Below are 26786 nucleotides of genomic sequence, written 5' to 3'. Positions count from 1 at the left end.
CTCAGCGGCCCGGTACGGGCTCCCCGTCCGGTGTGAGGTAGTCACGCCAGGACCTCTTCGCGTGCCACCCGAGCAGCCGCTCGGCCTTGGCGCTGGACACGCTGCTGGCATCCGGCCGCGCCACGGGGCGCAGTTCGGTGCCTGCCCCGGGGAACCTCGCCCGCCACGCGTCGTGCAGTGCGCACCCTCCGGCGGTGTCCGGGCCGGCGATGTAGAAGACCTCGTGCCCCGGCAGGTCGGACTCGACGGCACAGCGGATCGCCTCGGCGAGATCCTCCACGTCGACGTAGGCCCAGCCCATGCCGGTCATCCTCGCGCTGTCGCGCACCACGGGTCCCAGGTTGCGCGCGTAGGTCTGCGCGTCCTGCGCCCAGGCCGGCCGGAGCGAGATGGAGCGCAGGTCCGACCGGCGCACCGCGGAGTCGCAGAGCTGCTCCCCGAAGTGCTTGGCCAGGGCGTAGACATCCTGGGGCCAGACCGGGTGGTCCTCGTCGATGGGCAGGTAGTCGGGCAGGAACGGGCGTTCGGCGAAGAGGAATCCGGTCACCGAGTCGCTGGAGATGTTGACCAGGCGCCGCACGCCCAGGCGTACGGATGCCTCGACGACGTTGAAGGCGGCCGCGAGGTTGGTGGAGAACACCAGGTGCGGGGCGTAGCCGCGCGGGGTGGGAAGGGCCGCGGCGTGCACGACGGCCTCGTAGCGGCCCTCGCCGGCGGACACCCCGCTGACCAGTGCGTGGACCTGGCCGGCGTCGGTGAGGTCGGCCTGGACGTACGGGGCGGATCCCGGCTCCGGGTCCCGCTCGGGCACGCCCAGGTCCGTCGCTCCCACCTCGTGGCCGGCTCTTTGCAGGGCGGACACCGCCGCACGGCCCACCTTGCCGCGGGCCCCGGTGACGAGGACTCTCATGACGCGGTCTCCTTCCGGTCCCAGACGAAGCGTCCGGATGACAGGGTGAGCAGGAAGTGGAGCGTTCCTGCGGGCGCCGCCCCGGGGAAGGCGCCGGTGAAGGACGCGCCACGGCGGGCCAGGGTGTGCGGCTGACGGGCGCTGTCCGCCGCGGCCGCATCCGGCGCCGCGGGCAGGAAGACGTCGACGCGCCTGGCGTCGGGGAAGTGGTAGTCCACCGACCACCGGCCGTCGTGCTGCTCGAGGCGGCAGCGTTCCCGGAGTACGGACATCAGGTCCTCGCGGGAGGAGCCGGCCGCCAGGCGATGGCAGGTCTCGAAGCGGCCCCGGTTGTAAGCGGCTCGGAACATCGACGAGACGGCCGCGTCGTCGACGTCTCCGCACCGCCGGTAGGCGGCCAGGTCCCCGTGGGTGATCGCGGCGCGGGAGACCCGCTCACGGTCCTCGGACCACGCCTTCTCGCTGAGCCGGTCGAACCAGCCGTACCGCAGGGCGTCGTCGTCGGACAGCTCGGGGACGCCTCCCCCGTCGATGAGGGCGAACATCTCCAGGTGCCGGCGCGCGGCGCGTTCCCAGGTGAACCCGCGTGCGACGCGCCGGGCGTTGGCGGAGAGCCGCTCGTAGGCGGGCGCGTCCTCGCGGAACATCGCGGCCGCCTGGCGGATGCGTGAGACCAGGTCGTCGGCGAGCAGCGGATCGTCCTCGCGGAAGGACCGGTCGAGGGGGAATCCGGTCGCCTCCGGGCTCGCGGTGTCGCGGTGGTGGCCGAAGTGCCGGGTCCCCTCCTGGGCGGTGGCGATCGGGACCGCCCCGCAGGCCATGGCCTCCCCCTGGGCGATCAAGAAGGTGTCCAGCTCGAACTTCGAGGGGAAGAGGCAGAAGTCCGCGGAGGACGCCTGGTCGAACAGCGTGTCCTCGTCCACCATGCGCCAGTCCAGGAAGACGTTGCCGGGATATCGCTCGGCGACCTCCTGGAAATACGTGTTCCCGGCGGCCTGCGATCCGGACGCCCCGGCGCGCAGCAGGCAGCGCACGACGAAGTTGACGCCGCGGTCGGAGGCGAGAACCCGGTCGATCGCCCGCATCATCTCGACCTGGCCCTTGTGGTGCACCGAGTATCGCGAGGAGTGGTAGAAGGTGGGGAGTTCCGGATCCAGTCCCAGTGACGTGAGCACCTTGTTCCGATCCACCGCACCGGGATCCCGCCCCAGCCATGCGTCGGAGATCGCGCACCCGCCGACGAAGAACTTGTGGGCGTTCTCCCTGAGGAGGCGGGACACCGTGAGCGTGCGGAAGAGGTCTTCGAACGGCGTGTCCCGGAACGTGGAGTAGAAGTCCTTCTGCCCCTCGGAAAGGAAGTTGACCAGGTCGCAGGACGTGACGACCATCGAGAAGACACCGACGTAGTCGGGGCCGTACTCGCTGTGCAGGTGCGTGCTGGGAATGTGGCCGCGGACGACGTCCAGGCCGGTGCCCGCCTCCCGGTCGGCGAACGCGTCCAGGTCCGCCGCCACGGACAGCAGGTCCAGGAGCGTCTGGACCTGGGGTCGGTAGACCTTCTGGTTGATCGGCATGTTGCTGGCGACCGTGGAGACCACCCGTGTGTGCGGGGAGTCCCGGAAGGCCAGCGCGAGCAGGTAGTGGTAAAGCGGCTCGTACGCCTGGACGACGATCTGCTCACCGCCGAACATCGTCTCGATGAAGCGGATTCCGTCGATCTGGAACACCAGCGGCTTGAAGTAGGACAGCTCGTGTCCTTCGCTCGTCTTCGGCGGGTAGAACCGGTCCGACAGGAGATCGAGGTAGTCGTTGGACAGGAAGTAGATGTCCACCCCGTCCAGGGTCATCCGGTGCGCCCTGGTGGTCAGGGGCACCGTGAGCGCGGCGGGGAAACCGGGCCAGACCTCACGGTCGAGGAGCAGCGGCATGTCGTACGTCAGGGAATACTCCACCTCCTCCAGGTGGAATTTCTCCCTCAGGTAGCCGATACGGCCGTGGGCCGGGGTGACGATCGACACCCGGTGGCCGTGGGCGGCGAATTCACGGGCGGTGTTCCACGCGGACAGGGACATCCCTCCCCGCATCATCTCGAAGTCGAAGCCTCCGCATTCGAAGGTGAATTTGACGATGTGCATGGAGATCCCTTCCCCTTCCTGTCATTCCGCTCCGACGCCGGCCGATGCCCCCCGGGCGGACCGGGGGCCGAAAAGCCGCTCCAGGACCGCCGCCACGCCGTCCTCCGTGTTGCTGGGGGCGACTTCGTCCGCCGCCGCAAGCACCTGGGAATGCGCGTTGCCCATGGCCACCGCGTAGCCCGCCCAGCGCAGCATCGGCAGGTCGTTGGGCATGTCGCCGAAGGCGATGGTGTCCTGGTGGCCGAGTCCCAGCAGCGCGGCCGCACGGGCCAGGCCGGCCGCCTTGTCCACGCCGGCCGGCAGCAACTCCACCTGGCGGTCCGCAGCGAGCACCGCCGTGGCGTGCGGACCGCACAGCGCCGCCGCGGTGTCGGTCAGGACATCGTCGTCGAGACCGGGACGACGCAGGAGCACCTTGTCGATGGGCTCGTCCCACAGGGTGTCCTCCGCCGCCTCGGTGCAGGACGGGAACTCGCCGGGCAGCGCGTATCCGGGTCCGGTCAGGAACCGCCCGTCGAGTCCTGCGGTGAGCACGGCAAGGGACACCGGGCCGACCGCGGCCCTGATCCGCGCCACCGCGGACCGGGCGACGTGGCGGTCCAGGCTCGTGGCGGTCAGCAGCCGGTGCGCCTGCGCGTCGTACAACTGCGCCCCCTGCCCGCACACCATGATTCCGCGGTAGCCCAGCGCCTCGGGGATCCAGCGGCAGCCGGAGGCGGGGCGCCCGGTCACCACCACGTGCCGGGCGCCCGCGTCGCGCACCAGGCGCAGCGCGCGCCGGGTCCGTTCGGAGACGGTCAGGTCGCCGCGCAGCAGCGTGCCGTCCAGGTCGGTGGCGACCAGGCGGAACGGCCGTGGCGGGTGTCCGCTGCGACCGCCCGGCACGGGCGTACCGCTCACAGCGGTGTCACCTGCCGGGCCACGGGCTGGACGAATCCGTCCTCCAGGAGGATCGCCGACTCCACATCGGCCCCGTCTGGCACGCGGGCGCCGGGCAGCAGCACGCTGTCCCGGACCAGTGCCCCGCGGCCGATCCGCGCCCCGGGGAAGACCACGCTGTGCTCGATCCGGCCCTCGTTGACCAGGTCGTCCGGGACGATGGAGCGACTGATCCCGGCGGCCTCGCCGACCAGGCGGCGCCCGATGTGCGGAAGGATGGTGCGGGGCAGCCCGCTCAGCGCGAGGGAGGGATCGGGGTCCAGCAGCGCCAGGTGCGCCCGGTGGTACCGGTCGACGGTGCCGATGTCCTCCCAGTGGCCGTCCACCAGGTGCCCCCGGATGTGCTCCCCACCGGCCAGCATGGCGGGAATCACGTCCCGGCTGATGTCGTGCTGCCAGTCGGTGCCGTCCAGCAGTTCCAGATAGCGTTGCAGCACCCGGGCGTCGAAGACGCAGAACGCGGCGAAGACCAGGTCCCCTTCGGGGTTCTCCGGCTTCTCCACGAAGGCGGTGAGCCGGCCGGCTCCGTCGAATGCGACCATTCCGAACAGGTGCACGAAGCGCCGCTCTATGCGCTGGTAGGACACCGTCAGGGCGGCACCGGACTCCCGGTGCTCCCGCAGCATCGGCCGGTAGTCGTAGCCGTACACGTGGTCGGCGTGCAGGATCAGGACTTCCGACGGCTGCCCGCCGAACACGTACCGGGACTTGCTCAACAGCGCGTCGGCGGTGCCCCTTTCGCTGGGCCAGGTGCGAGCGGGCAGTTCGACCGGCGTGCGGCCGGGGGGCACCGCCCGGTACGCGTCGTCGTACGGCCCGAAGTGCACCCGGAACCCGGGGTCCTGGTTCCACACCGAGTGGAGGTCGTCCATCAACTGCCGCTCCTCGTACTGGGAGAGCAGGAGGACTTCGCCGAGTCCCGAGCGGCGGGCGTTGGCCAGGCTGAAGTCGATGAGCCTGCTGGTGGAGCCGAAGGGGATCAGCGGTTTCAGGCGCCCCGTTCCCAGCCGCCCCATCCGCCGTCCCTCGCCTCCGGCGAGCAGGATGGCCCGGACACCGTTCTGCGCGGTCACGTGGTCTCCCTCGCCATGCTGCCGCGCGGCACCAGGTCCGCCAGCGCGGCCGCCAGTTCGGTGTGGCCGAGGTCGTCCACGAAGCGTGCGAAGCCGATGCCGTCCGGCAGGGGTATGTGCTGGCGCCCGTCGCGGTGCATGACCGTCTCGTCGAGCGCCCGGGCCATCAGCTCGGGCGTACAGGTGCGGTGCCACAGCGGCAGCCCCAGCGCACGCATGACCTGCCGTATCCGGCTCTGCTGCTCGCCCGTGACCAGGCCGCGCCGGTGGGCCAGTGCGGTGCTGAAGGCCATGTCGATACCGACGGCCTCACCGTGCAGGAGTTCCGGCAGCGCGTTCATCTCGATCAGCGGGGAGAACGAGTGGCCGTAGTCCACGATGCGCCGCAGCTGGTGTTCCCACAGGTTCGGCTGGAGTTCCTCCAGCATGCCGTGGATCGCACGCTGCAGGACCTCCTCCGCGACGCCCTTGCCCACCCCGCCCTGAACGGACTGCAGCCGTCCCTCCACGAGCCGCGTACCGTGCGTCTCCAGCAGCCCGAACAGCCTGGCGTCCTTGACCAGGGCGATCTTCAGGATCTCGGCCAGCCCGTTACTGATGTGCCGTTGGCCCAGTGTGCGCAGGAAGGCGGGGTCGATCAGCGTGGTCAACGACGGGTGGTAGGTGCCGAGGCGGTTCTTGTGCCGTTCGAAATTGACCCCGGTCTTGGCGCCGATTCCCGCGTCGATCATGCCGATCAGCGTGGTGGGTACGCGGACATAGGGAGTCGAACGCCGGTAGAGGCTGGTCGCCAGACCGACGATGTCGGTGAGGACACCGCCGCCGAAGGCGATCACGGGCTCCCTGCGGCGGGGAACTCCGAACCGGTCCATCGCGGAGACGACAGTGAAGACCGATTCCATTGTCTTGACTTGTTCGTGTGCGTCGATGACGCAGAACTCATGAGCGACAGAACGGGCGGAGAAATAGGCGCTGATACGCTCGCCGTACAGAGCGTGCACCTGTGTCTCGACCACCAGGAGCCGCCGCTGCGGGATGTGCGAAGCGGGCGCTCCGGCGCTGACGAGGGTGGGATCACCGGGGTCGAGCAGGCCGGACCGGAAGCGCACCTCGTAGTTGACCGGTTTGCTGGTGACGACCTTCCAGTGCTTCTGGTGCGGAAGGCCGTAGGCGTACAGGCCGTCGGCCTCGGAGTCGAGTGCCGGTTCGGCAGATGTGGTTGTCGCCATGAGTCTCTCTCCTGCCGTGAGACGAAGGAAGGCGGATCATCGGCGTGCCCTGGCCTGCGGAACAGGCACGAGTGCGACAAGGAGCACTGGGCCAGGACAGCGGAGCAACGCGGCAGGACCCCCGGGGCTCATCCTCGGTGAGCACGGTCAACGCACGGCCAAGGACCGCTCAACGGCCCGCGGCGGCGGACCCGGCGGCCCCCGGCTGCGCCGGCGGGCAGGCCGCACAGCAGGTCGCGGCGGTACCGGTGGGGCAGGTGTGAACACGCCATAATTGGCTTCGCATGAGGACGCGCACGCGCCCCCGCCGCTCCCGGAATGACGTCGCTGTGAATTGAATGTTGCACTCCGGAAGTCGGGTTCTACACATCGCCCCTGCAGGCAGCGGTGGCGCGATCGCTGACCTGCCGACACGTCCACATCCATGACCGAGGGTGATATACGCCTTCCGGCGGGACCGCCGTGGCCAGAAACCGCGTGTGCGCGGTTGCACTGTTGTCACTATGGGGACTTGACTTCTTTGGACAACCGGCGCCCAGGGCGCGCTGAATAGCCTCGGCATCGGATGCAGCGGCGCTTTTCGCGCCTTCACCTCCGGTGAAGTCCTGGCATCTTGTACGCAAGCGATTCCCAGGAGCCATCGTTGTACTTCTCCGTTCTGGGTCCCCTTGAAGTCCGCAGTGGCGATGAGCTGCGCACACCCAGCGCACCCATGGTGCGGCGCGTCCTGTCCCTGCTGCTCTCCCGTGCCGAACACGTCGTCCCCATGGAACAGCTGATCGAGGAATTATGGGGTGACCGCGCGCCACGGCTCGCCAGGAAAACCGCGCAGACGCACGTGTACAACCTGCGTGCGGCGCTGCGGCGCGACACCGATCCAGACGGGCGCGATCTGCTGGAGACCCACGCGAACGGGTACCGGATCCGGGTCGAGCCGGGGCAACTCGACCTGTGGCAGTTCAAGGAGGGCTACTCGCGGGGGAAGGCCGCCCTGCGCAGGGGGGACGTCTCCACGGCTTCGAGCCTGCTGCACCGGGCGCTGGACCTCTGGACGGGTGACGCGTTCACCGGGGTCGAACCAGGGCCGATGCTGTCCGCGCAACGCGCCAGCATCGAGGACCTGCGGCTGCAGGCCCTCGAGGAGCGCATCGACGCCGACCTCCGGCTCGGCCGCCACCGCGCCCTGGTGGGGGAGCTGAAGGCCCTCACCATCCGCTATCCGCTGCACGAGGAGTTCTGCGCGCAGTTCATGCTGGCCGCGCACCGCTCGGGCATGGACCGCGAGGCCCTTGCGGCCTACCGCGGGGCGCGCAGGTCCATGATCGCCGAACTCGGCCTGGAGCCCTCGCCCCGGCTGCGCGAACTCCAGCAGCGCGTTCTGAGCGGTGACTCGACGCTGTGGGACCTGCGCCCCGACCCGCCCGCTTCCGGCCCCGCCTGGAGTCCCTCGCCCTACCAGCTGCCGCCGGAGCTCGACCACCTCGTGGACAGGGAGCACGCGCTGGCGGCGATCGACGAGGCGGCGCGCGCCACGACCGGGGCGAAGGACCCGGGTCTGCGGGTGGTGGTGATCACCGGAGGGGTGGGAACGGGGAAGACCGTGACCGCCGTACGCGCCGGGCACCGCCTCCAGGCCCACTTCCCGGACGGCCAGCTCTTCGCCGTGCTGCACCGTCCGGACGGCACACCCAGCGAACCCGCGGAAATACTGCGGTCGTTCCTGGCCACCGTCGGGCTGCCGCCGGACGAGACGCCGGAGCGCCTGGACGACCTGACGCGGCTGTTCCGAGGATGGGCCGTCCATCGCCGGCTGCTTCTGCTGCTGGACGACGCGGCGTCCACCGAGCAGATCCTCCCGCTGCTGCCGGCCGGGGCCAACTGCACCGTGCTCGTCACCTCCAGGCACCGGCTGGGCGGCTTCCTCGGGGCGACCACCACGATTCCGCTGGGTCCCGTGGGGATGGCAGGCGGGGTGGCCCTGCTCGCCGCGGTCGCCGGACCGCTGCGGGTGGACAAGGAGCTCCACGCGGCCGAGGAGATCGTACGGCTGTGCGACGGCCTGCCGATTGCGATCCGCGCCGCCGCGGAGAAGCTGGTCGCCTGGCCGGCCCGCTCGCTGCGGGAATTCGCCGGGCGGCTCTCCGACGAGCGGCGGCGGCTGACCGAGCTGAGCAGTGCGCACCTGGACGTGGGGCGCCTGCTGCGGGACAGCCGAGCGCGACTCGGCGAACGCGAGCGCCAGGCGCTGGACATGCTGTGCCGCGACTGCGCACCCGTGCGCGGCCTCCCGGCGCTGGAGTCCGGTCTGGGAATCGGGCGTACACAGGCCGAGCACCTGGTGGAGTCGCTGGCCTCCTGCCACCTGCTGGAGACCGCGGCAGGACCGGCCGGGGACCTGAGGTTCTCGGTCCCCCGCATGCTCCGGCTGGCCTTCGCCGACCGGGACGGATCCCCGCGACCGGAGGGCGACCAGGGCCGCCCGCCCGCCCCCTCCTCGGCCAACGCCCCGGTCCTGCGCGCCCGCCGGCCCGCTGCGTGCGGCTCTCGTGCACGCGCGTCCTGACCCGGGGCGACAGGACACGGGTCCCGCCCAACGACACTTCGCCGTCAGCCACTCCGGCCCCCGGGCCGCCCCACATCCCCAAGGACGCGCCATGGCCGGCACCACCCCTGTGCACGACGCGATGAAGGGCCGCAGAGGCACGCTCGCACTGCTGGTCACCACCCAGTTCATGCTGATCCTGGACGCAGCGATCGTCGGCGTGGCCCTGCCCTCCATCGGGCGCGACCTGGGCTTCGCCTCGCAGGACACGTCCTGGATCCCCAACGCGTACACGCTGCTCTACGGGGGCTTCCTGATACTCGGCGGTCGGCTAGGCGACTACGTGGGACGGCGCCGGCTGTTCACCGGCGGCCTGCTGCTGTTCGCCGCCGCCTCGCTGGTCGGCGGGCTGGCGCCGGCACCCGGCTGGCTGATCGCCGCCCGCGGCGCCCAGGGGCTGGCCGCCGCCCTGGTCTCGCCGTCGGCCCTGTCCCTCATCCTGAGGGTGTTCCCGGACCGCGACCGTGCCGGGGCCGACCTCCGCAACCACGCCCTCGCGGTGATGGGCACCGCGGCCGCCGCCGGCGGGTCGGTCGGCCTGTTCGCCGGCGGCGTCCTCACCGACCTGTGGGGCTGGGAGGCCGTCTTCTACGTGAACGTGCCCGTGGCGTGCGCCTGCGCGGCCCTGGCGCTGCGCTTGCTGCCACCGGACCGCGGTACGTCCCGCACCACCTTCGACCTGCCCGGCGCGGTCACCGTCACGGCCGGGCTGATCCTGTTCGTCTACGTCCTCATCAACGGGCCGACGACGGGCTGGACGTCGGGCCGGATCCTCTGGCTGGGACCGCTGGCGTGCCTCCTGCTGGGCGCGTTCCTGGCGATCCAGTTGCGCCGCTCCCACCCGCTGGTCCCGATGGGCATCTTCCGGCGGCGGCCGCTGCGCGGGGCCAACCTCGTCGCCGCGCTGATCAACATGGTCATCTCGCCGATGTACATCGTCCTCAGCCTCTACCTGCAGAGCGTGCTGGGCTACTCCCCCCTCAGGTCCGGCGTCGCCGTGCTCCCGCTGGCGATCGCGAGCACCCTCGTGTCCTCCGTCGCGGGGCGCCTGCTCGCCCGTTTCAGCCTCCGGGCCTGCACGGCCACGGGGCTGGTGCTCTTCACCGCCGGGGTGGTGTGGCTGTCCCGCATCTCCGGCGGCCCGTACCAGCGGGAGGTGCTGGGGCCGCTGCTGCTCCTGGGCGCGGGCGGCATCGTCTTCGTGGCCTTCACCGTCGCGGGTACCGCAGGCGCCGACGACGAGGGGTCAGGACTCGCCTCGGGCGTGCTCGGCACCTCGCAGCAGATCGGCGCGGCTGTCGGACTGGCGGTCATCACCACGGTGGCCACCTGGGGCAGCCACCATGCCGCCGGCGGCCACCCGGTCGGCGCCGCCGACCTGACCACCGGCTACCGCTACGCCCTGCTGGCGGCCACCGGCATCATGCTCCTGGCCCTGTGGGCCTGCCTGTCCCTGCTGCCGGGCCGGGCAGGCGCCGCGGACCCCGGCACCGGGCGCGCTCCGGGAGAACAGCCGAGCACGCCGGCAGCGGAGGAGGGACCCGCGGCCCGGATCGGCTGACCGCACCCGCCCGCCGGGTCTCCCGGCCGGCAGGGCGGCGGGTTCCGCGGGCGCATGCCGCGGCCCGTGCCCGCCTACAGTGTCGAGGGTGGAGAAATCCGGGAGGCCAGGGCAGGGGCCGGTGCGACTCATCGACATAGCGGCGCGGGCAGGCGTCAGCCAGGCCACCGTCAGCCGTGTCCTGAACGGACGTCCCGGTGTCACCGCGGCGACCCACGACCGGGTGCGCGCGGCCGTGACCGCGCTCGGCGAACCCCGGCCGCCCGCCGCGAGGCCCGCGGCCAGAGGCCTCGTCGGGCTGATCACCCCGGCACTGCACAACCCGGTCTTCCCGGCCTTCACCCAGGCCATCGCCCAGGGCCTGCTCCGGCACGGCTACCACCCGGTGCTGTGCCCGCAGGACCCGGAGGCCGCCACCGAGGACGACCTCGTGCGGACGCTCCTCGACGAGAACGTGGCGGGGATCGTCTTCCTCTACGGCATGCACAGCGACCACGCCCACGGCACCGGGCGCTACCAGCGGCTGTCCGACCGCGGTATGCCGTTCGTGCTGATCAACGGCTACCGCGAGGGCATCGCCGCGCCGTTCGTCACCCCCGACGAGTCCGTCGGCATGAAACTGGCGGTGCAGCACCTCGCTCAGCTCGGCCACGTCCGCATCGGCCTGTCGACAGGACCCGACCGGTACGTTCCGGCCCGCCGCATGGCAGCCGGGTTCACCGCGGCCCTGGCCGGGACCGTGGGCCTGCCGCCCGGCGACGCCGCACGGATGACCGAGCACTCCCTGTGGAGCGTGGAGGGCGGGCATGTCGCGGCGGGCCGCCTCCTGGAACGCGGATGCACCGCGATCGTGTGCGGCAGCGACCAGCTCGCCATCGGCGCGATACGCGCCGCACGCCTTCGCGGTCTCCACGTCCCGGGCGACGTCTCGGTGATCGGCTTCGACGACTCCCCCCTGATCGCCTACACCGATCCCCCCCTGACGACCCTGCGCCAACCGGTCGAGGCCATGGGCATCGCCGCGGTCCAGGCGCTCGCGGACCAGATCGGCGGCCATCCGGCCGGGAACGCCGAGTTCACCTTCGCCCCCGAACTCGTGGCCCGCGGCTCCACCGGATCCGCCCCTGGCCGCCGGCCGGCCTGACGCCCGCCGGCCCCCTGCGCGGGTCAGGGCATCAGCACCGCGGCGCCGTTCACGCGGTCCGCGGCGAGGTCGGCCAGGGCGCGGGGGGCGTCGTCGAGGGGGTAGCGGGTGACGGTCGCGTGCAGCCCGATGCGGGCGGCGGTGGCGAGGAAGTCGGCGCCGTCCTGGCGGGTGTTGGACGTGACGCTGCGCAGGTTGCGCTCCTGGAAGAGGTGCCGCTGGTAGTTCAGGGCCGGGATGTCGGTCAGGTGGATGCCGGCCACCGCCAGGGTCCCGCCGCGGTCCAGGGCCGCGAGGGCGACCGGTACCAGGTCGCCGACCGGGGCGAAGAGCACGGCCGCGTCGAGGGCCTCCGGCGGGTCGTCGTAGGCGTCCCTGGCCGAGGCCGCGCCCAGCGACAGGGCCAGGTCGCGGGCGGCGGGCGAGCGGGTCAGTACGTGCACGGTGGCGCCCTCGGCCAGGGCCACCTGGGCGGCCAGGTGGGCCGAGCCGCCGAAGCCGTACAGGCCGAGCCGGCCGCCCGGCGGGAGGTCGCTGCGGCGCAGGGCGCGGTAGCCGATGATGCCCGCGCAGAGCAGCGGCGCCAGCTGGGCCGGGTCGGCCTCGGCGGGCAGCGGGTAGACGTAGTCGGCGGGCAGCCGGGTGCGCTCCGCGAAGCCGCCGTCGGCGTCCCAGCCGGTGTAGACGGAGTACGGGCAGAGGTTCTCCCGGCCGAGCCGGCAGTAGCGGCACACCCCGCAGGTGCCGCGCAGCCAGGCGCCGCCCACCCGGTCGCCCGCCGTGAAGCCGGCCACGCCCTCGCCCACGGCGAGCACCCGGCCGACGATCTCGTGCCCGGGGACGGTCTCCGCGCGGTGCGGGGCGAGGTCGCCCTCGGCCAGGTGCAGGTCGGTACGGCACACTCCGCACGCCTCGACCTCGACCAGCAGCTCGCGGGGACCGGGGCCGCCGACGGCCCGGTCGACCGGCACCAGCGGGCCGTCCGCGGCCGGCCCGGGCGTACCGACCGCCCAGCCCCGCGTCCGCACCGTACCGTCGAGCGCCATACATCCAGCATGGGGCCGGGGTACGGCCCCGGCAATCGCCGGCGCGCTCAGGTGGTCATGCGGTAGCGGGCCATCATGCAGTCGTCCTCGTGGTCGAGGATGTGGCAGTGCCAGACGTAGCCGCGCAGCAGCGCGCCGTTCACGGCGGCGAAGGACGCGTCGGGGTCGAAGCCCAGCTCCGCGGCCTCGGGGAAGCGGACCAGCACCCGGGTCACCATGCCGGGCGGGCAGCCGACCGTGTCCTTGGCGCCCGTCTCCCAGGCCTGCGGCGGCAGCGGGACGCCCCGCAGATACGCGTCGGGCGCAGGCGACCACATGGTGCCGGGGGCGGGGCGCGGGTTGGCCTGGCGGTAGGCGGCCACGTCGAAGCGCTGCCGCTCCACGATCCGCATGTGCACCAGGTGCAGGTGCATGGGGTGCGCTTGCGAGGAGGCGTTGACGAACTCCCACACCTCGGCGGTGCCCTGCCGCGGGGAGAGGATCGGCCCGTCGCGGTACCGCAGGTTGTTCATCATCATCCCGGCGGGCGGCCAGCCGGGGGCCGTCGCGGGGGTGAGGGTGACGATCCGGCGCGCAACGCTGCCGGCGGCGGGCAGCGCGGGCAGAAGCGCGGGCCGGCCCGTACCGCCGCGCAGGGTGTCGGGCGGCGCGCTGGTGAAGCCGCGTACGCCGGTGCCCACGAAGCGGATGATGTCCTTGGTGGGTGCGACCGCGGTGGCGGCCACCACCTCGGCCGGCTCCTGCTGGTCGTTGGTCAGGTCCACGTGGTCGCCCGCGGCCAGCGAGCCGAAGTCCACGACCAGGTCGAGGCGCTCGCCCGGCGCGATGCGTACGGCGGAGGTGCGGGCGGGTGCGTCCAGCAGGCCCCCGTCGGTGCCGACCACCCAGAACAGCATCCGGTTGCTGAAGAACAGCCGGTAGGCGCGGGCGTTGGAGGCGTTGAGCACCCGGAAGCGGTAGTAGCCGGCGGCAACCTTCAGATACGGCGACACCACGCCGTTGACCGTCATCAGGTCGCCGAACATGCTGCCTTCCCAGCGGCCCTGCGGCACGTTGCGGCTGGTGCGGAAGTTCAGCGAGCCGTCGGCCTGGAAGCGGCGGTCCGCCAGTGTCAGCGGCACCTCGAACTCGCCGCTGGGCAGGCCGAGCGGGTTGCCCGCGGCGCCGGTGTCGTACGCGTCCCGCAGCAGGTACGTGCCGGCCAGGCCGGCCACCGCGTTGAGCCGGGTGATGCCCATCGCGTGGTCGTGGTACCAGAGGTGGGCCGCGTCCTGCCCGTTCGGATGGCGGTGCGTCATGCTGCCGCCGGGCCGGTAGCCGTTCTCCGGGTGCCCGTCCGCCTCCGGCGGGGTGACCGCGCCGTGCACGTGGACCGACGTCCGCGGCTGCGTCCGGTCCAGCTCGGAGGCGCCCTCCAGCGTCGGGTCGACGTCGGCGGCGAAGAGGTGCCCGCCGACCAGGGCGTTGCCGAAGGTCAGCGCCAGCGGTTCGCCGCTCTGCGCCTCGATGGTCGGCCCGAGATACGGCTCCCCGCCGTACGACCAGGTCTTCGCGACCCCCAGGTCCCGGTGGAAGCGGTGGGTCGACGTGGCCATCAGGATCGTGCGGTCGCCCGCCAGCACGGGGGCGACGGGCAGTTCGTCGACATACGGCGTCAGCTGCGGTGAGGCGAACGTGAGCGCGGTCGCTGCGCTCGCTTCCGCGGGTTCGGCGGTCGCGCTTGCCGCGCTTGCCGTGCCGGCCGCGCTCGCCGGGGAGGGGGCGTTCGCGGCGCCCAATCCGCCGAGGACGCCGAGGCCTCCGGCGGTGAGCAGCGACCGACGGGTCGGTCCTTGAGGCATGGGGGCTCCTCTGGAGGTGGGCGCGCTCGACGATAAGCATCCATATGACTCATCGTCAACCATTTCCCCCCCGTGTCGCGCCCCTGTCGCCCTCCCAGCCGGGGGGTGCCACTTGCTGTGGCGCGGCCTTCCTTCCCCCCGGTGGCGGGTTGCGCGCGCCGTTCCCCGCGCCCCCGGGTGATTGCCCCTGCGGTGCATTGCTTGCCTGCGGCTGCATCGTGGTCGCGCAGTTCCCCGCGCCCCCTTTGGCCTGCGTCCTCCGACGCACAGGGTTTGCCCCTGGCGGGGGCTTGCCCTCTGCCGTGAGGGTGAGCGTTCTTCAGGGGCGCGTGGGGGTACCCCCAGGCGAAGCTCTGGGGGAGAACTGTGCGGCCAGCCACCCACCGGCGGAGAACGGACCGCCCGCCGCGAGGGGCGGGCGGGGCGCCGGGAAAGAGCGGGCCGCCCGCCGCGAGAGGCGGGGCCTTTCCTGGGATACATTCCCGGGGAAGGGGGGTGCCGTGAGCGGCACGGAAGAAGGGCCGGGCGGCAGGACGTTGGCCGTGATCGCCGCGGAGGCGGGCGTCTCCGTCTCGACCGTCTCCAAGGTGCTCCACAACCGCTCCGACGTGGCCGCCCGCACCCGGGCGAAGGTCCAGCGGCTGCTGGCCCAGCACGGGTACCCGGGCAGGAGCGGCCCCGCCGCCACCGCCCTGGCCGCCGGCGGCCTGATCGACTTCGTGGTGAACGAGCTGGACGGCGCATGGGCCGTCGAGCTGATCCGCGGCGCGGAGGAAGCGCTGGACGCGGTCGGCATGGGCCTGGTCGTGTCGGCGGCGCACAGCCGCCAGGGCAGGCAGGGCAGGCGCTGGCTGGACTCGCTCGCCGCCCGCCGTACGCTCGGCGCGATCCTGGTGGTCCCGGAGCTGGACCAGGACGAGCACCGGGAGCTGCGCGGCCTGGGCATCCCCTTCGCGCTGATCTCCCCGGCCGACGAGCCGCCGGAGGGCGTGCCGTGGGTGGGGGCCACGAACTGGCCGGGCGGCCTGGCGGCCACCCGGCACCTCGTCCGGCTCGGGCACCGCAGGATCGCCGTGATCGGCGGCCCGCCGCACCGGCTGGCCTCCCGCGCCCGGGTGGACGGCTACCGGTCGGCGCTGGAGGAGGCGGGGCTGCCGTACGACCCGGCGCTCGTCCGCTACGGCGACTTCACCAACGAGCCCGCCCACCGGCACGCGCTCGACCTGCTGCGGCTGCCCGACCGGCCGACGGCGGTCTTCGCGGGCAGCGACCAGCAGGCGCTCAGCACGTACCGCGCCGCCGCGACGCTGGGGCTGCGGATCCCGGCGGACCTGAGCGTGGTCGGGTTCGACGACCTGCCCTTCGCCGAGTGGGTCACTCCGCGGCTCACCACGGTGCGGACGCCGCTGGCGGAGATGGCGGCGGTCGCCGCCGGGATGGTCCTCCAGCTGCTCGGCGGCTCCCGGCCGCCGTCCCTGCGGGTCGAGGTGGCGAGCGAACTCGTCGTCCGGGACAGCTCCGCCCCACCGCCCGCGAGCTGAGCGGCGGACGGCGGGTGTGCGGGTCAGGCCGCGGCCGGCGGGATGTGGAAGATCTCCCAGAGGTGGCCGTCGAGGTCGTGGAAGGCGCGGGTGTGCATCGGGCTCGCGTCCTGCGTGGCCTTGGCGGCCCGGCCGCCCGCGGCGAGGGCCGCGTCGCCGATCCGGTCGACGGCCTCCGCGGTGTCCTGCGACACGGCGACGATGGCCTCGGCGGACGCGGCGGTGTCGGTGACGGGCCGGCCGCTGAAGGAGGTGAAGTAGGCCTCGGTCAGCAGCATGACGAAGTTGCTGTCGCCGACGACCATGCAGGCGGCCTTGTCGTCGGTGTACTGCGGGTCGAAGGCGAAGCCGGCTGCTTCGAAGAAGGCCGTCGACGCCTGCAGGTCCTTCACGGGGAGGTTGACGAACATCTTGCTCGGCATGTTTTCCGCCTCGGGTCGGTTCGTGGTGGGTGCCTCGCGTGGGTAGACCGGCGGGCCGCGCGGAACTCATCGGCGCGGCGCGGGCCTGCGGGGTGTCAGCCGGCCAGCAGGGTGTCCACGACCCGCCCGAAGACCCGCCGCCCCGTGCGCCGGGTCAGCCCGTCGAAGGCCCGCGGCAGCCACCGCACGCGCAGGTCCTCCTCCCAGCGCACGGCCGAGCCCGCGCCGTCGGCACCGACCTGGATCTCGGCCCAGCCGGTGACGATCCGGCCGGTCTTCTCCAGCCGGCACCGCCCGGGGCGGCCGTCCGCGGCGGGCGGCTCCCACACGGCGACCCGCATGGGGTCGGCGAAGGAGGCGCGGCCCAGCCCCGTCATGGCGACGAAGACCGTGCCGACGCGCGTCGGGGGCGGGGTGCGCACGGTGATCCGGGTGAGCGGCACCGTGGCGCTGTGGTCCTGCCAGGTGGTCAGCCGCCGCCATGCCTCGGCCGGCGGCAGCTCCGTACGCCGTTCGACCGTGAAGCTGGGCACCCTTGGAGCCTACCGGCGCCGGGCGGCCCTGCCCGGGCGACCGGCCCGGTCACCACGCGGCGGGGGCGTAGTCCTTGAGGAAGCAGCCGTAGAGGTCCTCGCCCTGCTCGCCGCGGACGATCGGGTCGTAGACCCGTGCGGCGCCGTCGACGAGGTCGAGGGGCGCGTGGAAGCCCTCGGCGGCGAGCCGGATCTTGTCGGGGTGCGGGCGCTCGTCGGTGATCCAGCCGGTGTCGACCGCGGTCATCAGGATGCCGTCGGTGTCCAGCATCTCCTGCGCGCTGGTGCGGGTGAGCATGTTCAGCGCGGCCTTGGCCATGTTGGTGTGCGGGTGCCCCGCGCCCTTGTAGCCGCGGGAGAACTGGCCCTCCATGGCCGAGACGTTCACCACGTACTTGCGCCGGGCCGCCGCCGCGGCCATCGCCGGCCGCAGCCGGCTGACCAGCACGAAGGGCGCCGTCACGTTGCACAGCTGGACTTCGAGCAGCTCGACGGGGTCGACCTCGCCGACGGTCTGGACCCAGGTGTTGGACGCGTCCAGGTCGGGCACCAGCCCGCCCGCGTCGATGGCGGTGCCCGCCTCGATCCTGGCGAGCGACGCGGAACCGCTGACCAGCGCGAGGTCGGTGACGTCCTGGGCGGTGAGCGACTCGCCGCGGGGCGCGGGCAGCGCGGCGGCGGTCTGCGCGCCGCTGCCGTAGGCGCCGAAGACCTCGGTGGCGGGCAGTTCCCCTGCCGGCAGCGGCGCACCCTCGGCGGCGACCAGCTCGCGGTAGGCGCCCGGGGTGCGGCGTACGGTCTGGGCGGCGTTGTTGATCAGGATGTCCAGCGGGCCGTCCGCGGCGACGGAGTCGGCCAGGGCCACCACCTGGGCCGGGTCGCGCAGGTCGATGCCGACGATCTTGAGCCGGTGTATCCACTCGTCGCTGTCGGGCATCGCCTTGAAGCGGCGGACGGCGTCGTTGGGGAAGCGGGTGGTGATCGTGGTGCGCGCGCCGTCCCGCAGCAGCCGCAGCGCGATGTACATGCCGATCTTGGCGCGTCCGCCGGTGAGCAGGGCACGCCGCCCGGTCAGGTCGGTACGGGCGTCGCGGCGGGCGCGGTTCTCCCGGGCGCAGTCCTGGCACAGCTGGTGGTAGAACGCGTCGACCTCGACGTAGCGGGTCTTGCAGACGTAGCAGGAGCGGGGGCGCTCCAGGATGCCGGCGATCTCGGTGGTGACCGAGGTGGACAGCTGGATGCCGAGCGTCTCGTCGTCGATGCGGTCGGCGGCGCCGGTGGCGGTGGCCTCGGTCACGGACTTGTCGTTGGCGGTCTTGGCGGCCCTGCGCTCCTGGCGGCGGCGCTGCTTGACCATGCGGTAGATGCCGGCGGTGGCGCGGCGGACGGCGATGGCGTCGGGATGGTCGACGGGCAGTGCGTCGAGTTCGGCGAGCACGGCCAGGCAGACGTCGAGGCGTGCCGGGTCGATACCGGGCGCGTCCTCCTCCGGTCCGAGGTCGTGGAAGTCCTGGGTCGTCGCCGTCATCCCGCTGCCGCTCTCCTGTCCGCCCGGTCCGCTGGGGTCCCGGGGCAGCCCGGGTACGCCCCCGGGTCTTGGGCCGAACTTTACGTTTGACCTGCGGGCAGCTCCAAACCGGCGGCGGGCGCCCGGCCGGTAGTCTCGGGGCGGCCGCACCGCCCCGCCCTGGAGGTCCGTTGAGCACCGACAGCCCCTTCGCCGTGCCGTCCGACGATCCCTTCGGGGTGCACAACCTGCCCTACGGGGTCTTCCGCACCGCCGCGGACCCGCGGCCGCGGATCGGGGTTCGCTTCGGCAACCGGGTGCTGGACGCGGGGGCCGCGGCCCGGGCGGTCGAGGCGCCCGGGCAGGTCGTGGAACTGCTGTCCGCACCCCTGCTGAACCCGCTGCTCGCGGCGGGGCGCCCGGCGTGGACCCGGGTGCGGGCGGCGCTCACCGAGTGGCTGACCGCCGAGCGGCACCGGTCCGCGGTGGAGCCGCTGCTGGTCCCGCTGGCGGGGGCGGTCCTCGACCTGCCGTTCGAGGTGGCCGACTACGTCGACTTCTACGCCTCGGAGCACCATGCGCTGAACGTCGGCCGGATCTTCCGGGCCGGGGCGGACCCGCTGACCCCGAACTGGAAGCACCTGCCGATCGGCTACCACGGCAGGGCGGGCACCGTGGTGGTGTCGGGCTCCCCCGTGGTGCGGCCGTGCGGGCAGCGCAGGGCGGCGGGCGAGGCGGCGCCGTCGTACGGCCCCTCGCTGCGGCTGGACGTCGAGGCGGAGCTGGGCTTCGTGGTGGGCGGCGCCTCCGCGCGCGGCTCGCGGGTCGCGATGGCCGGCGCGGACGACCACGTCTTCGGGGTGTGCCTGCTCAACGACTGGTCGGCGCGCGACGTGCAGGCCTGGGAGTACGTGCCGCTGGGGCCTTTCCTCGGCAAGTCCTTCGCGACCTCGGTGTCGCCGTGGGTGGTCCCGCTGGACGCGCTGGCCCACGCGCGTACCGCGCCGCCGGAGCGGGACACCCCGCTGCTGCCGTATCTCGACGACAGCGCCGCCGAGCCGCCCTGCGGCCTGGACATCGCCATGGAGCTGCGGCTCAACGGGCACACGGTCTCCCGGCCGCCCTTCGCGGCGATGTACTGGACGTACGCGCAGATGCTGGCGCACCTGACGGTGAACGGGGCCAGCCTGCGCCCCGGCGACCTCTTCGCGTCGGGCACGGTCAGCGGCCCCGAGCCGGACAGCGTGGGCGCGCTGATCGAGCTGACCCACGGCGGCGAGCGGCCGGTCGGGCTGCCCGACGGCAGCACGCGGGCCTTCCTGGAGGACGGCGACGAGGTGGTCATCACGGCGACCGCCCCCGGCCCCGGCGGTGTACGCGTCGGCCTCGGCGAGGTGGCGGGCCGGATCGAGCCGGCCAGGGCCTGACGGCGGGGCGGCGGACGGTTCAGGGAGCCCGGCCGGCCAGCGGGGTCCCGGGGCTGTGGCCGTCCGCGGGCGGCGCCGCCGTCTCGGGCACCTCGACCTGCCAGGTCAGCGTGCCGTCGGCGGCCGGCACACCGTCGCAGGAGAGGTCGGCGACGGCCTGGTACGTCCCGGGTGCGGTACCGGGCGGGACGGTGACCAGGAAAGCGCCCTGCTCCGGCGGCCCGCCGGCGGCGAGCTGCCGGCCAGCGAAGGTGACAGTGCCGGGGCTGCCCGCGGCCAGGGCGAGCGGCTGCTGCGACCGCATGGTGACGGTGACCTTCTCCCCCGGTACGGGTTCCGGTGCGCGGTTGCCGACGGTGAACGCCAGCTGGACCGTCCCGCCCGGCTCGGCCCGGGCCGGGGCGCCGGTCGCCTTGCCGTGGACGGTGGCCGGCCGCGGCGGCGGGGCGGCGCCCGCGGTCAGGGCGAAGCCGGTGATCAGCGGGGCCAGGACGCCCGGGAGGCCGGCGCTGAACTCGACGGTCACGTTCGAGCCGGTCGGGGTGAACTCGACCGAGCGGCGGTGCCAGTCGGGTCCCCCGGTCCCGGCCGGCGCGAAGACCTCCTTCTTCCGGCCCGGGCCGCCCTCGGCCGTCTCGACCGGGCGGACCAGCACCGTGTACTCCTGCTCGGCGGCGATGGGCTCGGCCAGCGCGGAGACGTCGGGCGACTCCATCCAGCTGATGGTGGTCTTGCGGCCGGGGGTGGTCGGCACGGTCTGGTCGACGGCGCCGACCTGCTCGGGCTCCTCGCCCTTGAGCCGGAGGGCCTGCCCGCCGCCGGACCCGGCGGGGCGGGCCTCGGGCGGGAGCGCGACGAGCTGGACGGCGTCCTGGGTGACCTCCCAGCCGGGGATGCCGTCGCCGTTCTTGGTGGTGAACAGCTTCCGCTTCGGCGCGGACCCGATACCGGGCTCGGCGAAGTCGGGGTTGACGATGTCACCCGCCATGGTCTTCCTTCCGTAGGCGCCCGCGCACCCCCGTACCGGGCGGATCACGCGAGAGGGGACCCCGCTCCGCAACACCGGCGAACACGGACTGTCGCCATAGGACTACGTCACGATTCCACCAAGGCTCGCAGCCGCCCGCAACACGGCACGGACGGCCGCCCTCCGGTTGCGGCGGGCCGCGCCACGGGCGTCCGCGGCCCGACCCGCCGGCGGCCCGGCACCCCCCACCGGGTGCCGGGCCGCCACACCGCGCTGCTAGCTCGCGCGGTAGCCGGGTGAGCGGACGTCCTCGACGGGGACGCCGCCCGCGACCGCGCCCAGCAGGGTCAGGGCGGGTGCCGGGAGGCCTGCCGGGGTGGTCCCGTCACTGAGGACGGCCAGCGCCAGGGTGTTGGAACCGTCGGTGCGCAGAATGCCGTTGGGCAGCACGAAGGTGTGCTGCGGGCCGACGTCGTTGGCGTACTGGCCGAGGTTCCAGCCGTTGAGGAAGATCTGCACCCGGTAGGCCCGGGACGGGTCGTCGGTGAGGGTCAGGCCGATCGAGGCGTCGGTGCCGCGGTCCACGCTCAGCGTGAAGTCGGTGCGGTACCAGGCGACGCCCTGCCGGGAGTCGGTGTACGGCAGGGTGACCGGCGCCCAGTGCCGGTCGGGCAGGCCCGGCAGGTGCCAGCCGGCGCGCTCGCCGTACAGGCCGCCGGTGTTGAGCGGGCCGCGCACCGGGTCGGTGCCGGCCGCGCCCTGGACGCGCCAGGTCGGTACGGTGCCGTCGAGGGTGGCGGCGAGCAGGCCGCGGGCGGCCTTGAAGGCGTCGTTGGCGCCGCCGTCCTCGGCGTGGGCCATCGGCCTGACCAGCACCGCCAGGGTGTGCGGCCCGTCGCCGCGCAGGTCGTCGGGCACGGTGAACTGCGCGGTGCCGGTCCAACTGGCCACCGTGTCCTGCGCCTTGGTGGGCGTCGGCAGCCGGTGGGTGCCGAGCGGCCGGCCGTCCCACCAGGCCATGAGCAGGCCGAGGGTGCCGCCCTGGTAGGTCAGCCGGAGGTTCTGCGGGTCGGCGGCGCCGTCGATCGTGGTGCGGTACCAGACGTCGCCGTAGTGGAAGCCGTAGTCGTCGGCGAACAGGACCGCGGGCTGCCCGGCGGGCAGCGCGGTGGAGCTGTTGGACGCGGTGAGGTCGCACACCCGCCACCCGCCGTCGTCGAAGCCGGGCTCGGCCTCGGGGCTCTCGGCGGCGTACCGCCAGCCGGTGAGCGCGGGCAGCCGGACGGCGCCGGGGCCGGGCAGCTCGCGGTCGGCGGCGAGGCTGCCGTCGCGGGTGGCGCCGGCCTGGACGCGCTGCCCGTTCCAGTCGAGGTGCTTGACCCGGTCCGGCGCCCACACCTCCAGCGGCGCGGGCGCGTCGGTGTCGCCGGTGAGCTGCAGGTTGACGCCGTGGACCTCGGCGGTGCGCAGCAGCGCGGGACCGCGGACGAGCACCGGGCCGTCCGGGGTCTCGCGGGGCCACAGGGTGGCGGCCGCGGTGTCGTCGGCCAGGAGCAGCAGCAGCGGGGTGTCGCTGCTGCCGCCCTCGACGCGGACGCGGGTGAGGCCGCTGAGGACCGCGTTGACGCGCAGGGTGCCGGCCGCGGCGTCGTAGGCGGTCTCGGCGCTGCCCTCGGTCACCGTGACGGTGGGGCGGCTGCGGCAGACCAGGACCGTCTCGACCGGGTCGCCCGGCCTGCCGGTGAGCAGGGTGATGTCCTGGGCGTCGCCGGAGGCCCGCCACATCGGCTGGGCGGTGGTGTAGAGCAGTGCCCGCCGGCCCAGCGACAGGTTGGTGGCGACCACCTTCATGTCCTTGCCCGCCACCCGCATGCCGCCGGGGGCCGCTGGCACGGTGACCGTGCCGGTCGCGGTACTCACCGGCAGGGTGCAGACGGCTTCCTGCGTGCTGTCGTTGCGCAGGAAGTACAGGTGCGAGCCGCGCTCGGGGTTGGCCAGGTGGTAGACGCGGACGGTGCCGCCGACGGCCGCGGTGTCCTCGGCCCGGTCCAGCTCGGCCAGGTCGGGGAAGGTGGCGAGCATCGCGCCGATCTGCCGCATCGGCAGCAGCTTGGAGGTCTGGTTGCGGCCCTCGTCGATGGCGGCGCCGTAGTCGTAGGAGGTGTAGACGACGGGCGCGGGCAGCCAGCCCCACGAGGTGCCGCCGAAGGTCATGTAGACGTTGTGGACCTTGATGCCGTTGGCCAGGTTGGTGAGGTAGAAGCGCCGTTCGAAGGCCGCGTCGCGGGTCCTGCGGGACTCGCCGTAGCCCAGCCCGCCGAACTCGGCGCCGCCCCACGGGTCGAACCAGCCGCCGCCGAACTCGGCGGTGAAACCGGGGGTGTCGGGGCTGGCGGTGGAGCCGCCCTTGGCGCCGCCGGTGCCGAAGTAGCCCCAGTCGGGCGGGGTGCTGGAGGGCGAGGGGTAGCCGTCGAAGGCGTAGAGGTAGCGGCCCTGCTCGCCGCCGGTGTCGAAGCCGCCGGGTGCCCAGTAGCCGTTGCGGCCCTTGTCGTTGTGGAAGAGGGGTACGTCGATGCCGTCGGCGCGCACCTTCGCGTAGAGGTGGGCCATGTAGTCCATGCCGGTGGAGCTGGTGACGAACGAGGCGTACTCGTTCTCCAGCTGGTAGAGCACCACGGTGCCCTCGCCCTTGGTGTACAGGTGCCGCCCGATGATCGCGTTGACCGCGGTGAGGTACTCGTCGGCGTGCGCGAGGTAGGTCGGGTCGCTGGTGCGTGCCCGGCCGGGGGTGATGGCCAGCCAGCCGGGGTAGCCTCCGCCGTCCACCTCGGCGTTGATGTAGGGGCCCGGTCGCGCGATGACGTAGAGCCCGGCCTCGGCCGCGAGGTCGAGGAAGCGGTCCAGGTCGCGGACGCCGGTGAAGTCGTAGCTGCCGGGGGCCGGGGAGTGGAAGTTCCACGAGACGTAGATGCTGACGGCGTTGTAGCCGTTGGCCTTCATCTTGTGCAGGACGTCAAGCCACAGCGAGGGGCTGGGGAGCCGGAAGGGGTGGAACTCGCCCGACCAGATCGGCACCCGCTGCCCGTCGATGAGCAGCGAGTAGCGGTCGAAGGCGACGGTGTGCGCGGCGCCGTCCCCGTGGCCGCCCGCGAGGGGGGCCGGTGCGGTGCCGGCGGGGACCGCGGCCCCGGGCGCGGCGGCGTGGGCCGCGGCCGGCAGGGCCAGCGCGGCGGCGGCCGAGCCGGTCAGTACGGAGAAGGCGCGGCGGGATAGGTCCACGGAGGTCCCCTTCGACAGCATTGCGGTGGGAAGCGCGGTCGCCAATGCCGGCGCCGGGAGCTTGAATCGTCTTAACGAGCCGGAAACCTAGCCCCGGGAGGGTCGGAACGCAAGAGTTCGCACACAAACGCTCAGGCGAGAAGCCGCACAGCTGGTTGACGGCATGCCAGGCGGCGAAATTCCCCCAGCTTCCGACAGGTTCCATCAAGTACCACCAGCACCAGCTGGGGCGCTTGAACGGTTCAGACGAGCGCGCCGTCCGTACGCACCTCGCGCCCCAGAGCGCTCCGGCGGCTCCACGTGCCTCAGGCGCAACCCCCTTGCATGCCGCCTCCGCGCATGAAGGCCGCGACAGGGGGTCATCCTTTCCAAGGGGCCGCGGTGCCTGCATTTGCAGACCGCGGACCTGATCATCGCTCTCGGCAGGGAAAGAGGACTCATGGCCGGTCACAGCCGACACACAGATCACGGGAAACACCTGATGGGAGCCGACGGCACGGGCGGCTTAGCCGTGGCGTGGCAGAAAAGCACCTACAGCAACCACCAGAGCGCCTGCGTGGAAGTGGGCAGAATCGGTCGCGAAACGGTCGCTTTCCGCGACTCGAAGGACCCTGAAGGTGCGGTTCTGGCCTTCGAACGCGCCGCGGCACGCGCTTTCGTTGCCTCCGTGGCCGCCGGGGAGTTCACTGAGGGGCGGTAACCGGCCGCCCGGACTGGCAACTTCCGATCTCATATGACTGAGGCAGGATGAGGGGGCCACGATGACGCCCGCTCAGTGCGAGGGAGAGCCCGCCCGTGTCTGCCCAGCCGTCCCGCGCCCCGCGCGGAGTTCGCCATGTCCGCCCGCTGTCCGGCCGGGCGCCGACCGCGCAGCGCATGATCTTCGGTGAGACGCTGCGAAAACACCGCGACGCGCTCGGCCTGACGGAGAAGGAGGTCGCGCGCGCCGTCGGCGGCTGCTCCGCCTCCAAGATCAGCCGGCTGGAGAGCGGCGAGCACGACTTCAAGGAGAAGGACGTGCTGGGCCTGCTGGACGTCTACGGGGTCGTGGACGCCGACGAGCGCGAGCGGCTGCTCGGACTGTCCCAGCAGGCCAACGAGAAGGGCTGGTGGGAGGCCTGGCGGGACGTCGCGCCCAAGGAACTGCAGACCTACGTCAGCCTGGAGGACATCGCCGCGCGCATCCGCTCCTACGAGAGCGGCCAGTTGCTGGGCCTGCTGCAGATCCCGGACTACACCCGGGCGCTGGTCAAGGCGAACTCGCTGGAGCCGAACGTGCGGACGGCCGAGCGGATCATCGAGCTGCGCACCATGCGGGCGCAGCGCTTCCTGCGGGACTCCGGCACGCAGTTGATCTGCGTGCTGGACGAGGTCACCCTCTCCCGCGGCTACGGCACCAACCCGATCATGCGCCGGCAGATCGAGCACCTGATAGAACTCGCCGGGCACGAGCGGATCAGCTTCCGGCTTGCCCCCTCCGCCCGGCTGAACCTCCCGGTGCAGATCGGCACGACCACGGTCTTCGACTTCGCCGCCGACCAGCTGCCCGCGATCGTCTACATCGAGCGCTGCAACGGCGGGCTGTACCTGCAGGACCGTCAGGAGGTCGACAGCTACGAGCGCGGCTTCGACCGCCTGATGGTCGGCTCCCTGGGGTCGGCGGCATGCGTGCAGAAGCTCAAGGACTACTGCCAGAAGTACCGCTGAGCCGCCGCCGGTCGCCGCGCCCGCCGGCTACGGCTTGCGGGCCACGCCCACGTACAGCGACGCGTCCGCGTCCGAGATCAGGCTGGGCCCGCTGGCCGGCTCGGGATTCCAGCGGTGCGCCACCTCCACGCCCGGGTCGAGCAGTTCCAGGCCGGTGAAGAACTCCCCCACCTCGGCGCGGCTGCGGACCTGGAGCGGTGTGCCGCCCTTGGTGTAGACGTCCACGATCGCGGCCCACACCTCGGGCGCGAAGTCCGGCGTGCAGTGCGAGATCGTCAGGTACGAGCCGGGCGCGAGCGCCGCGACGAGGGTGGCGACCACACCGCGGGCGTCCCGGTCGTCGGGGACGAAGTGCAGCAGCGCGTTCAGGCTCAGCCCCACCGGCTGCGCCAGGTCCACGCAGCCGTCCTTGCGGACGACCTCCAGCAGGCTCTCGGGGTCGGTCACGTCGGCCTCGACGTAGCCGGTGGCGCCCTCGGCGGAGCTGCGCAGCAGGCTGTCGGCGTAGACCAGCACGATCGGGTCGTTGTCCACGTAGGTGACCCGGGCGGCGGGTGCCTCGCGCTGGACCACCTCGTGCAGGTTGGGCGCGGTGGGAATGCCCGTACCGATGTCGAGGAACTGCCGGATGCCGTGGTCGCGGGCCAGCCTGCGCGCCGAGCGGTGCACGAAGGCGCGGTTGACGCGGGCGGCGGTCCGCACCGCGGGGAAGGTCGCGATGACCTGCTCGGCGGCGTCCCGGTCGACGGCGTAGTTGGTGTTGCCGCCGAGGTAGTAGTCGTACATCCGCGCGCTGTGCGGCAGATCCTGCCGCAGCCGGTCCTCCGCTGCCTGCCGTAATTCGTCGCCCATGCCCCTGCCCCCTCCGTCGCGCCTCCGGGCAGCGGCGGCCGCCGGGAGCGGCGCCGCGCCGGATCCGCACC

20 protein-coding genes are annotated in these 26786 nt (G+C 72.9%); 7 read left to right on the top strand and 13 right to left on the bottom strand.

What is annotated here, in order from left to right:
- Nucleotide 1: 1 nt before the first annotated feature.
- From NFU81_RS18615 to NFU81_RS18595, 5 genes are read right to left on the bottom strand one after another with little or no spacing between them, the layout of a single operon-like run.
- On the bottom strand, nt 2-910 hold the full coding sequence (locus NFU81_RS18615) for an NAD-dependent epimerase/dehydratase family protein (RefSeq protein ID WP_251491327.1): 909 nt from the start codon (nt 908-910) through the stop codon (nt 2-4).
- Nucleotides 907-3045 carry a glycogen/starch synthase gene (locus NFU81_RS18610; protein ID WP_251491325.1) on the bottom strand — a complete coding sequence of 713 codons (2139 nt, stop codon included), beginning with the start codon at nt 3043-3045 and terminating at the stop codon, nt 907-909. Before NFU81_RS18610 ends, NFU81_RS18615 begins: the two co-directional genes overlap by 4 nt.
- A gap of 21 nt (nt 3046-3066) precedes the next feature.
- Complete coding sequence (locus NFU81_RS18605) at nt 3067-3945, bottom strand: HAD family hydrolase (RefSeq protein ID WP_251491321.1); 879 nt, start codon at nt 3943-3945, stop codon at nt 3067-3069.
- Nucleotides 3942-5057, bottom strand: a complete 1116-nt coding sequence (locus tag NFU81_RS18600) for a sugar phosphate nucleotidyltransferase (RefSeq protein ID WP_251491319.1) — start codon at nt 5055-5057, stop codon at nt 3942-3944. Before NFU81_RS18600 ends, NFU81_RS18605 begins: the two co-directional genes overlap by 4 nt.
- Entirely contained in the window at nt 5054-6286 is a 1233-nt protein-coding gene (locus NFU81_RS18595; protein WP_251491317.1) for a sedoheptulose 7-phosphate cyclase, read from the bottom strand. Before NFU81_RS18595 ends, NFU81_RS18600 begins: the two co-directional genes overlap by 4 nt.
- Before the next feature lie 712 nt (nt 6287-6998).
- Here NFU81_RS18595 and NFU81_RS18590 point away from each other — a divergent pair.
- The 3 genes from NFU81_RS18590 to NFU81_RS18580 all read left to right on the top strand — a co-directional run bounded on the left by NFU81_RS18590 (nt 6999) and on the right by NFU81_RS18580 (nt 11593).
- Nucleotides 6999-8849, top strand: a complete 1851-nt coding sequence (locus tag NFU81_RS18590) for an AfsR/SARP family transcriptional regulator (protein ID WP_251491315.1) — start codon at nt 6999-7001, stop codon at nt 8847-8849.
- Between the two features lie 91 nt (nt 8850-8940).
- Entirely contained in the window at nt 8941-10449 is a 1509-nt protein-coding gene (locus tag NFU81_RS18585) for an MFS transporter (protein ID WP_251491313.1), read from the top strand.
- A gap of 121 nt (nt 10450-10570) precedes the next feature.
- Nucleotides 10571-11593, top strand: a complete 1023-nt coding sequence (locus tag NFU81_RS18580; protein ID WP_251491312.1) for a LacI family DNA-binding transcriptional regulator — start codon at nt 10571-10573, stop codon at nt 11591-11593.
- Nucleotides 11594-11616: 23 nt separating this feature from the next.
- Here the strand turns inward: NFU81_RS18580 and NFU81_RS18575 are convergent, their stop codons facing one another.
- Together NFU81_RS18575 and NFU81_RS18570 are read right to left on the bottom strand one after the other, a co-directional pair.
- Nucleotides 11617-12639 (bottom strand): zinc-dependent alcohol dehydrogenase family protein, encoded by a 1023-nt coding sequence (locus NFU81_RS18575; protein WP_251491310.1) that lies wholly within the window; start codon nt 12637-12639, stop codon nt 11617-11619.
- Nucleotides 12640-12686: 47 nt separating this feature from the next.
- A complete protein-coding gene (locus tag NFU81_RS18570) occupies nt 12687-14480 on the bottom strand; it encodes a multicopper oxidase family protein (RefSeq protein ID WP_251491307.1) in 1794 nt (597 codons plus the stop codon).
- Between the two features lie 500 nt (nt 14481-14980).
- Between NFU81_RS18570 and NFU81_RS18565 the strand changes: the two genes are divergently transcribed.
- Complete coding sequence (locus NFU81_RS18565; protein WP_251491304.1) at nt 14981-16021, top strand: LacI family DNA-binding transcriptional regulator; 1041 nt, start codon at nt 14981-14983, stop codon at nt 16019-16021.
- Between the two features lie 23 nt (nt 16022-16044).
- Here NFU81_RS18565 and NFU81_RS18560 read toward each other — a convergent pair whose 3' ends face one another.
- The 3 genes from NFU81_RS18560 to NFU81_RS18550 all read right to left on the bottom strand — a co-directional run bounded on the left by NFU81_RS18560 (nt 16045) and on the right by NFU81_RS18550 (nt 18504).
- The gene (locus tag NFU81_RS18560) at nt 16045-16443 is read right to left on the bottom strand and encodes a VOC family protein (RefSeq protein WP_251491301.1); all 399 of its coding nucleotides are present in this window, start codon (nt 16441-16443) and stop codon (nt 16045-16047) included.
- A 95-nt stretch (nt 16444-16538) separates the two neighbouring features.
- On the bottom strand, nt 16539-16976 hold the full coding sequence (locus NFU81_RS18555) for an SRPBCC family protein (protein WP_251491298.1): 438 nt from the start codon (nt 16974-16976) through the stop codon (nt 16539-16541).
- A gap of 49 nt (nt 16977-17025) precedes the next feature.
- Nucleotides 17026-18504, bottom strand: coding sequence for an SDR family NAD(P)-dependent oxidoreductase (locus NFU81_RS18550; RefSeq protein ID WP_251491295.1), 1479 nt, complete (start codon nt 18502-18504; stop codon nt 17026-17028).
- A gap of 170 nt (nt 18505-18674) precedes the next feature.
- Here NFU81_RS18550 and fahA point away from each other — a divergent pair, with 170 nt between their 5' ends.
- Complete coding sequence (gene fahA / locus NFU81_RS18545) at nt 18675-19910, top strand: fumarylacetoacetase (RefSeq protein ID WP_251491292.1); 1236 nt, start codon at nt 18675-18677, stop codon at nt 19908-19910.
- A 19-nt stretch (nt 19911-19929) separates the two neighbouring features.
- Here fahA and NFU81_RS18540 read toward each other — a convergent pair whose 3' ends face one another.
- Nucleotides 19930-20898, bottom strand: coding sequence for a hypothetical protein (locus NFU81_RS18540; protein WP_251491289.1), 969 nt, complete (start codon nt 20896-20898; stop codon nt 19930-19932).
- Nucleotides 20899-21153: 255 nt separating this feature from the next.
- Nucleotides 21154-24156, bottom strand: a complete 3003-nt coding sequence (locus NFU81_RS18535; protein ID WP_251491287.1) for a glycoside hydrolase family 35 protein — start codon at nt 24154-24156, stop codon at nt 21154-21156.
- Between the two features lie 439 nt (nt 24157-24595).
- Here NFU81_RS18535 and NFU81_RS18530 point away from each other — a divergent pair, with 439 nt between their 5' ends.
- Together NFU81_RS18530 and NFU81_RS18525 are read left to right on the top strand one after the other, a co-directional pair.
- Nucleotides 24596-24856, top strand: a complete 261-nt coding sequence (locus NFU81_RS18530; protein ID WP_251491284.1) for a DUF397 domain-containing protein — start codon at nt 24596-24598, stop codon at nt 24854-24856.
- Nucleotides 24857-24951: 95 nt separating this feature from the next.
- On the top strand, nt 24952-25863 hold the full coding sequence (locus NFU81_RS18525) for a helix-turn-helix domain-containing protein (RefSeq protein ID WP_251491281.1): 912 nt from the start codon (nt 24952-24954) through the stop codon (nt 25861-25863).
- A 27-nt stretch (nt 25864-25890) separates the two neighbouring features.
- On the opposite strand, the gene NFU81_RS18520 is transcribed toward NFU81_RS18525, so the two are convergent.
- Nucleotides 25891-26715 carry an SAM-dependent methyltransferase gene (locus tag NFU81_RS18520; protein WP_251491278.1) on the bottom strand — a complete coding sequence of 275 codons (825 nt, stop codon included), beginning with the start codon at nt 26713-26715 and terminating at the stop codon, nt 25891-25893.
- Nucleotides 26716-26786 lie beyond the last annotated feature (71 nt).

The sequence above is a fragment of the Actinacidiphila cocklensis genome (genome assembly GCF_907177275.1).
GTDB lineage: Bacteria > Actinomycetota > Actinomycetes > Streptomycetales > Streptomycetaceae > Actinacidiphila > Actinacidiphila cocklensis.
Note: the sequence above shows the minus strand (reverse complement) of the source record. Positions and strands in the feature narration are given on the sequence as shown.

Excerpts from the sequence above, each read along its gene's own strand:
- NFU81_RS18615 (WP_251491327.1), bottom strand. The coding sequence starts at position 910 with ATGAGAGTCCTCGTCACCGGGGCCCGCGGCAAGGTGGGCCGTGCGGCG.
- NFU81_RS18610 (WP_251491325.1), bottom strand. The coding sequence starts at position 3,045 with ATGCACATCGTCAAATTCACCTTCGAATGCGGAGGCTTCGACTTCGAG.
- NFU81_RS18595 (WP_251491317.1), bottom strand. The coding sequence starts at position 6,286 with ATGGCGACAACCACATCTGCCGAACCGGCACTCGACTCCGAGGCCGAC.
- NFU81_RS18590 (WP_251491315.1), top strand. The coding sequence starts at position 6,999 with ATGGTGCGGCGCGTCCTGTCCCTGCTGCTCTCCCGTGCCGAACACGTC.
- NFU81_RS18585 (WP_251491313.1), top strand. The coding sequence starts at position 8,941 with ATGGCCGGCACCACCCCTGTGCACGACGCGATGAAGGGCCGCAGAGGC.
- NFU81_RS18575 (WP_251491310.1), bottom strand. The coding sequence starts at position 12,639 with ATGGCGCTCGACGGTACGGTGCGGACGCGGGGCTGGGCGGTCGGTACG.
- NFU81_RS18570 (WP_251491307.1), bottom strand. The coding sequence starts at position 14,480 with ATGCCTCAAGGACCGACCCGTCGGTCGCTGCTCACCGCCGGAGGCCTC.
- NFU81_RS18560 (WP_251491301.1), bottom strand. The coding sequence starts at position 16,443 with ATGCCGAGCAAGATGTTCGTCAACCTCCCCGTGAAGGACCTGCAGGCG.
- NFU81_RS18550 (WP_251491295.1), bottom strand. The coding sequence starts at position 18,504 with ATGACGGCGACGACCCAGGACTTCCACGACCTCGGACCGGAGGAGGAC.
- NFU81_RS18540 (WP_251491289.1), bottom strand. The coding sequence starts at position 20,898 with ATGGCGGGTGACATCGTCAACCCCGACTTCGCCGAGCCCGGTATCGGG.
- NFU81_RS18530 (WP_251491284.1), top strand. The coding sequence starts at position 24,596 with ATGGCCGGTCACAGCCGACACACAGATCACGGGAAACACCTGATGGGA.
- NFU81_RS18520 (WP_251491278.1), bottom strand. The coding sequence starts at position 26,715 with ATGGGCGACGAATTACGGCAGGCAGCGGAGGACCGGCTGCGGCAGGAT.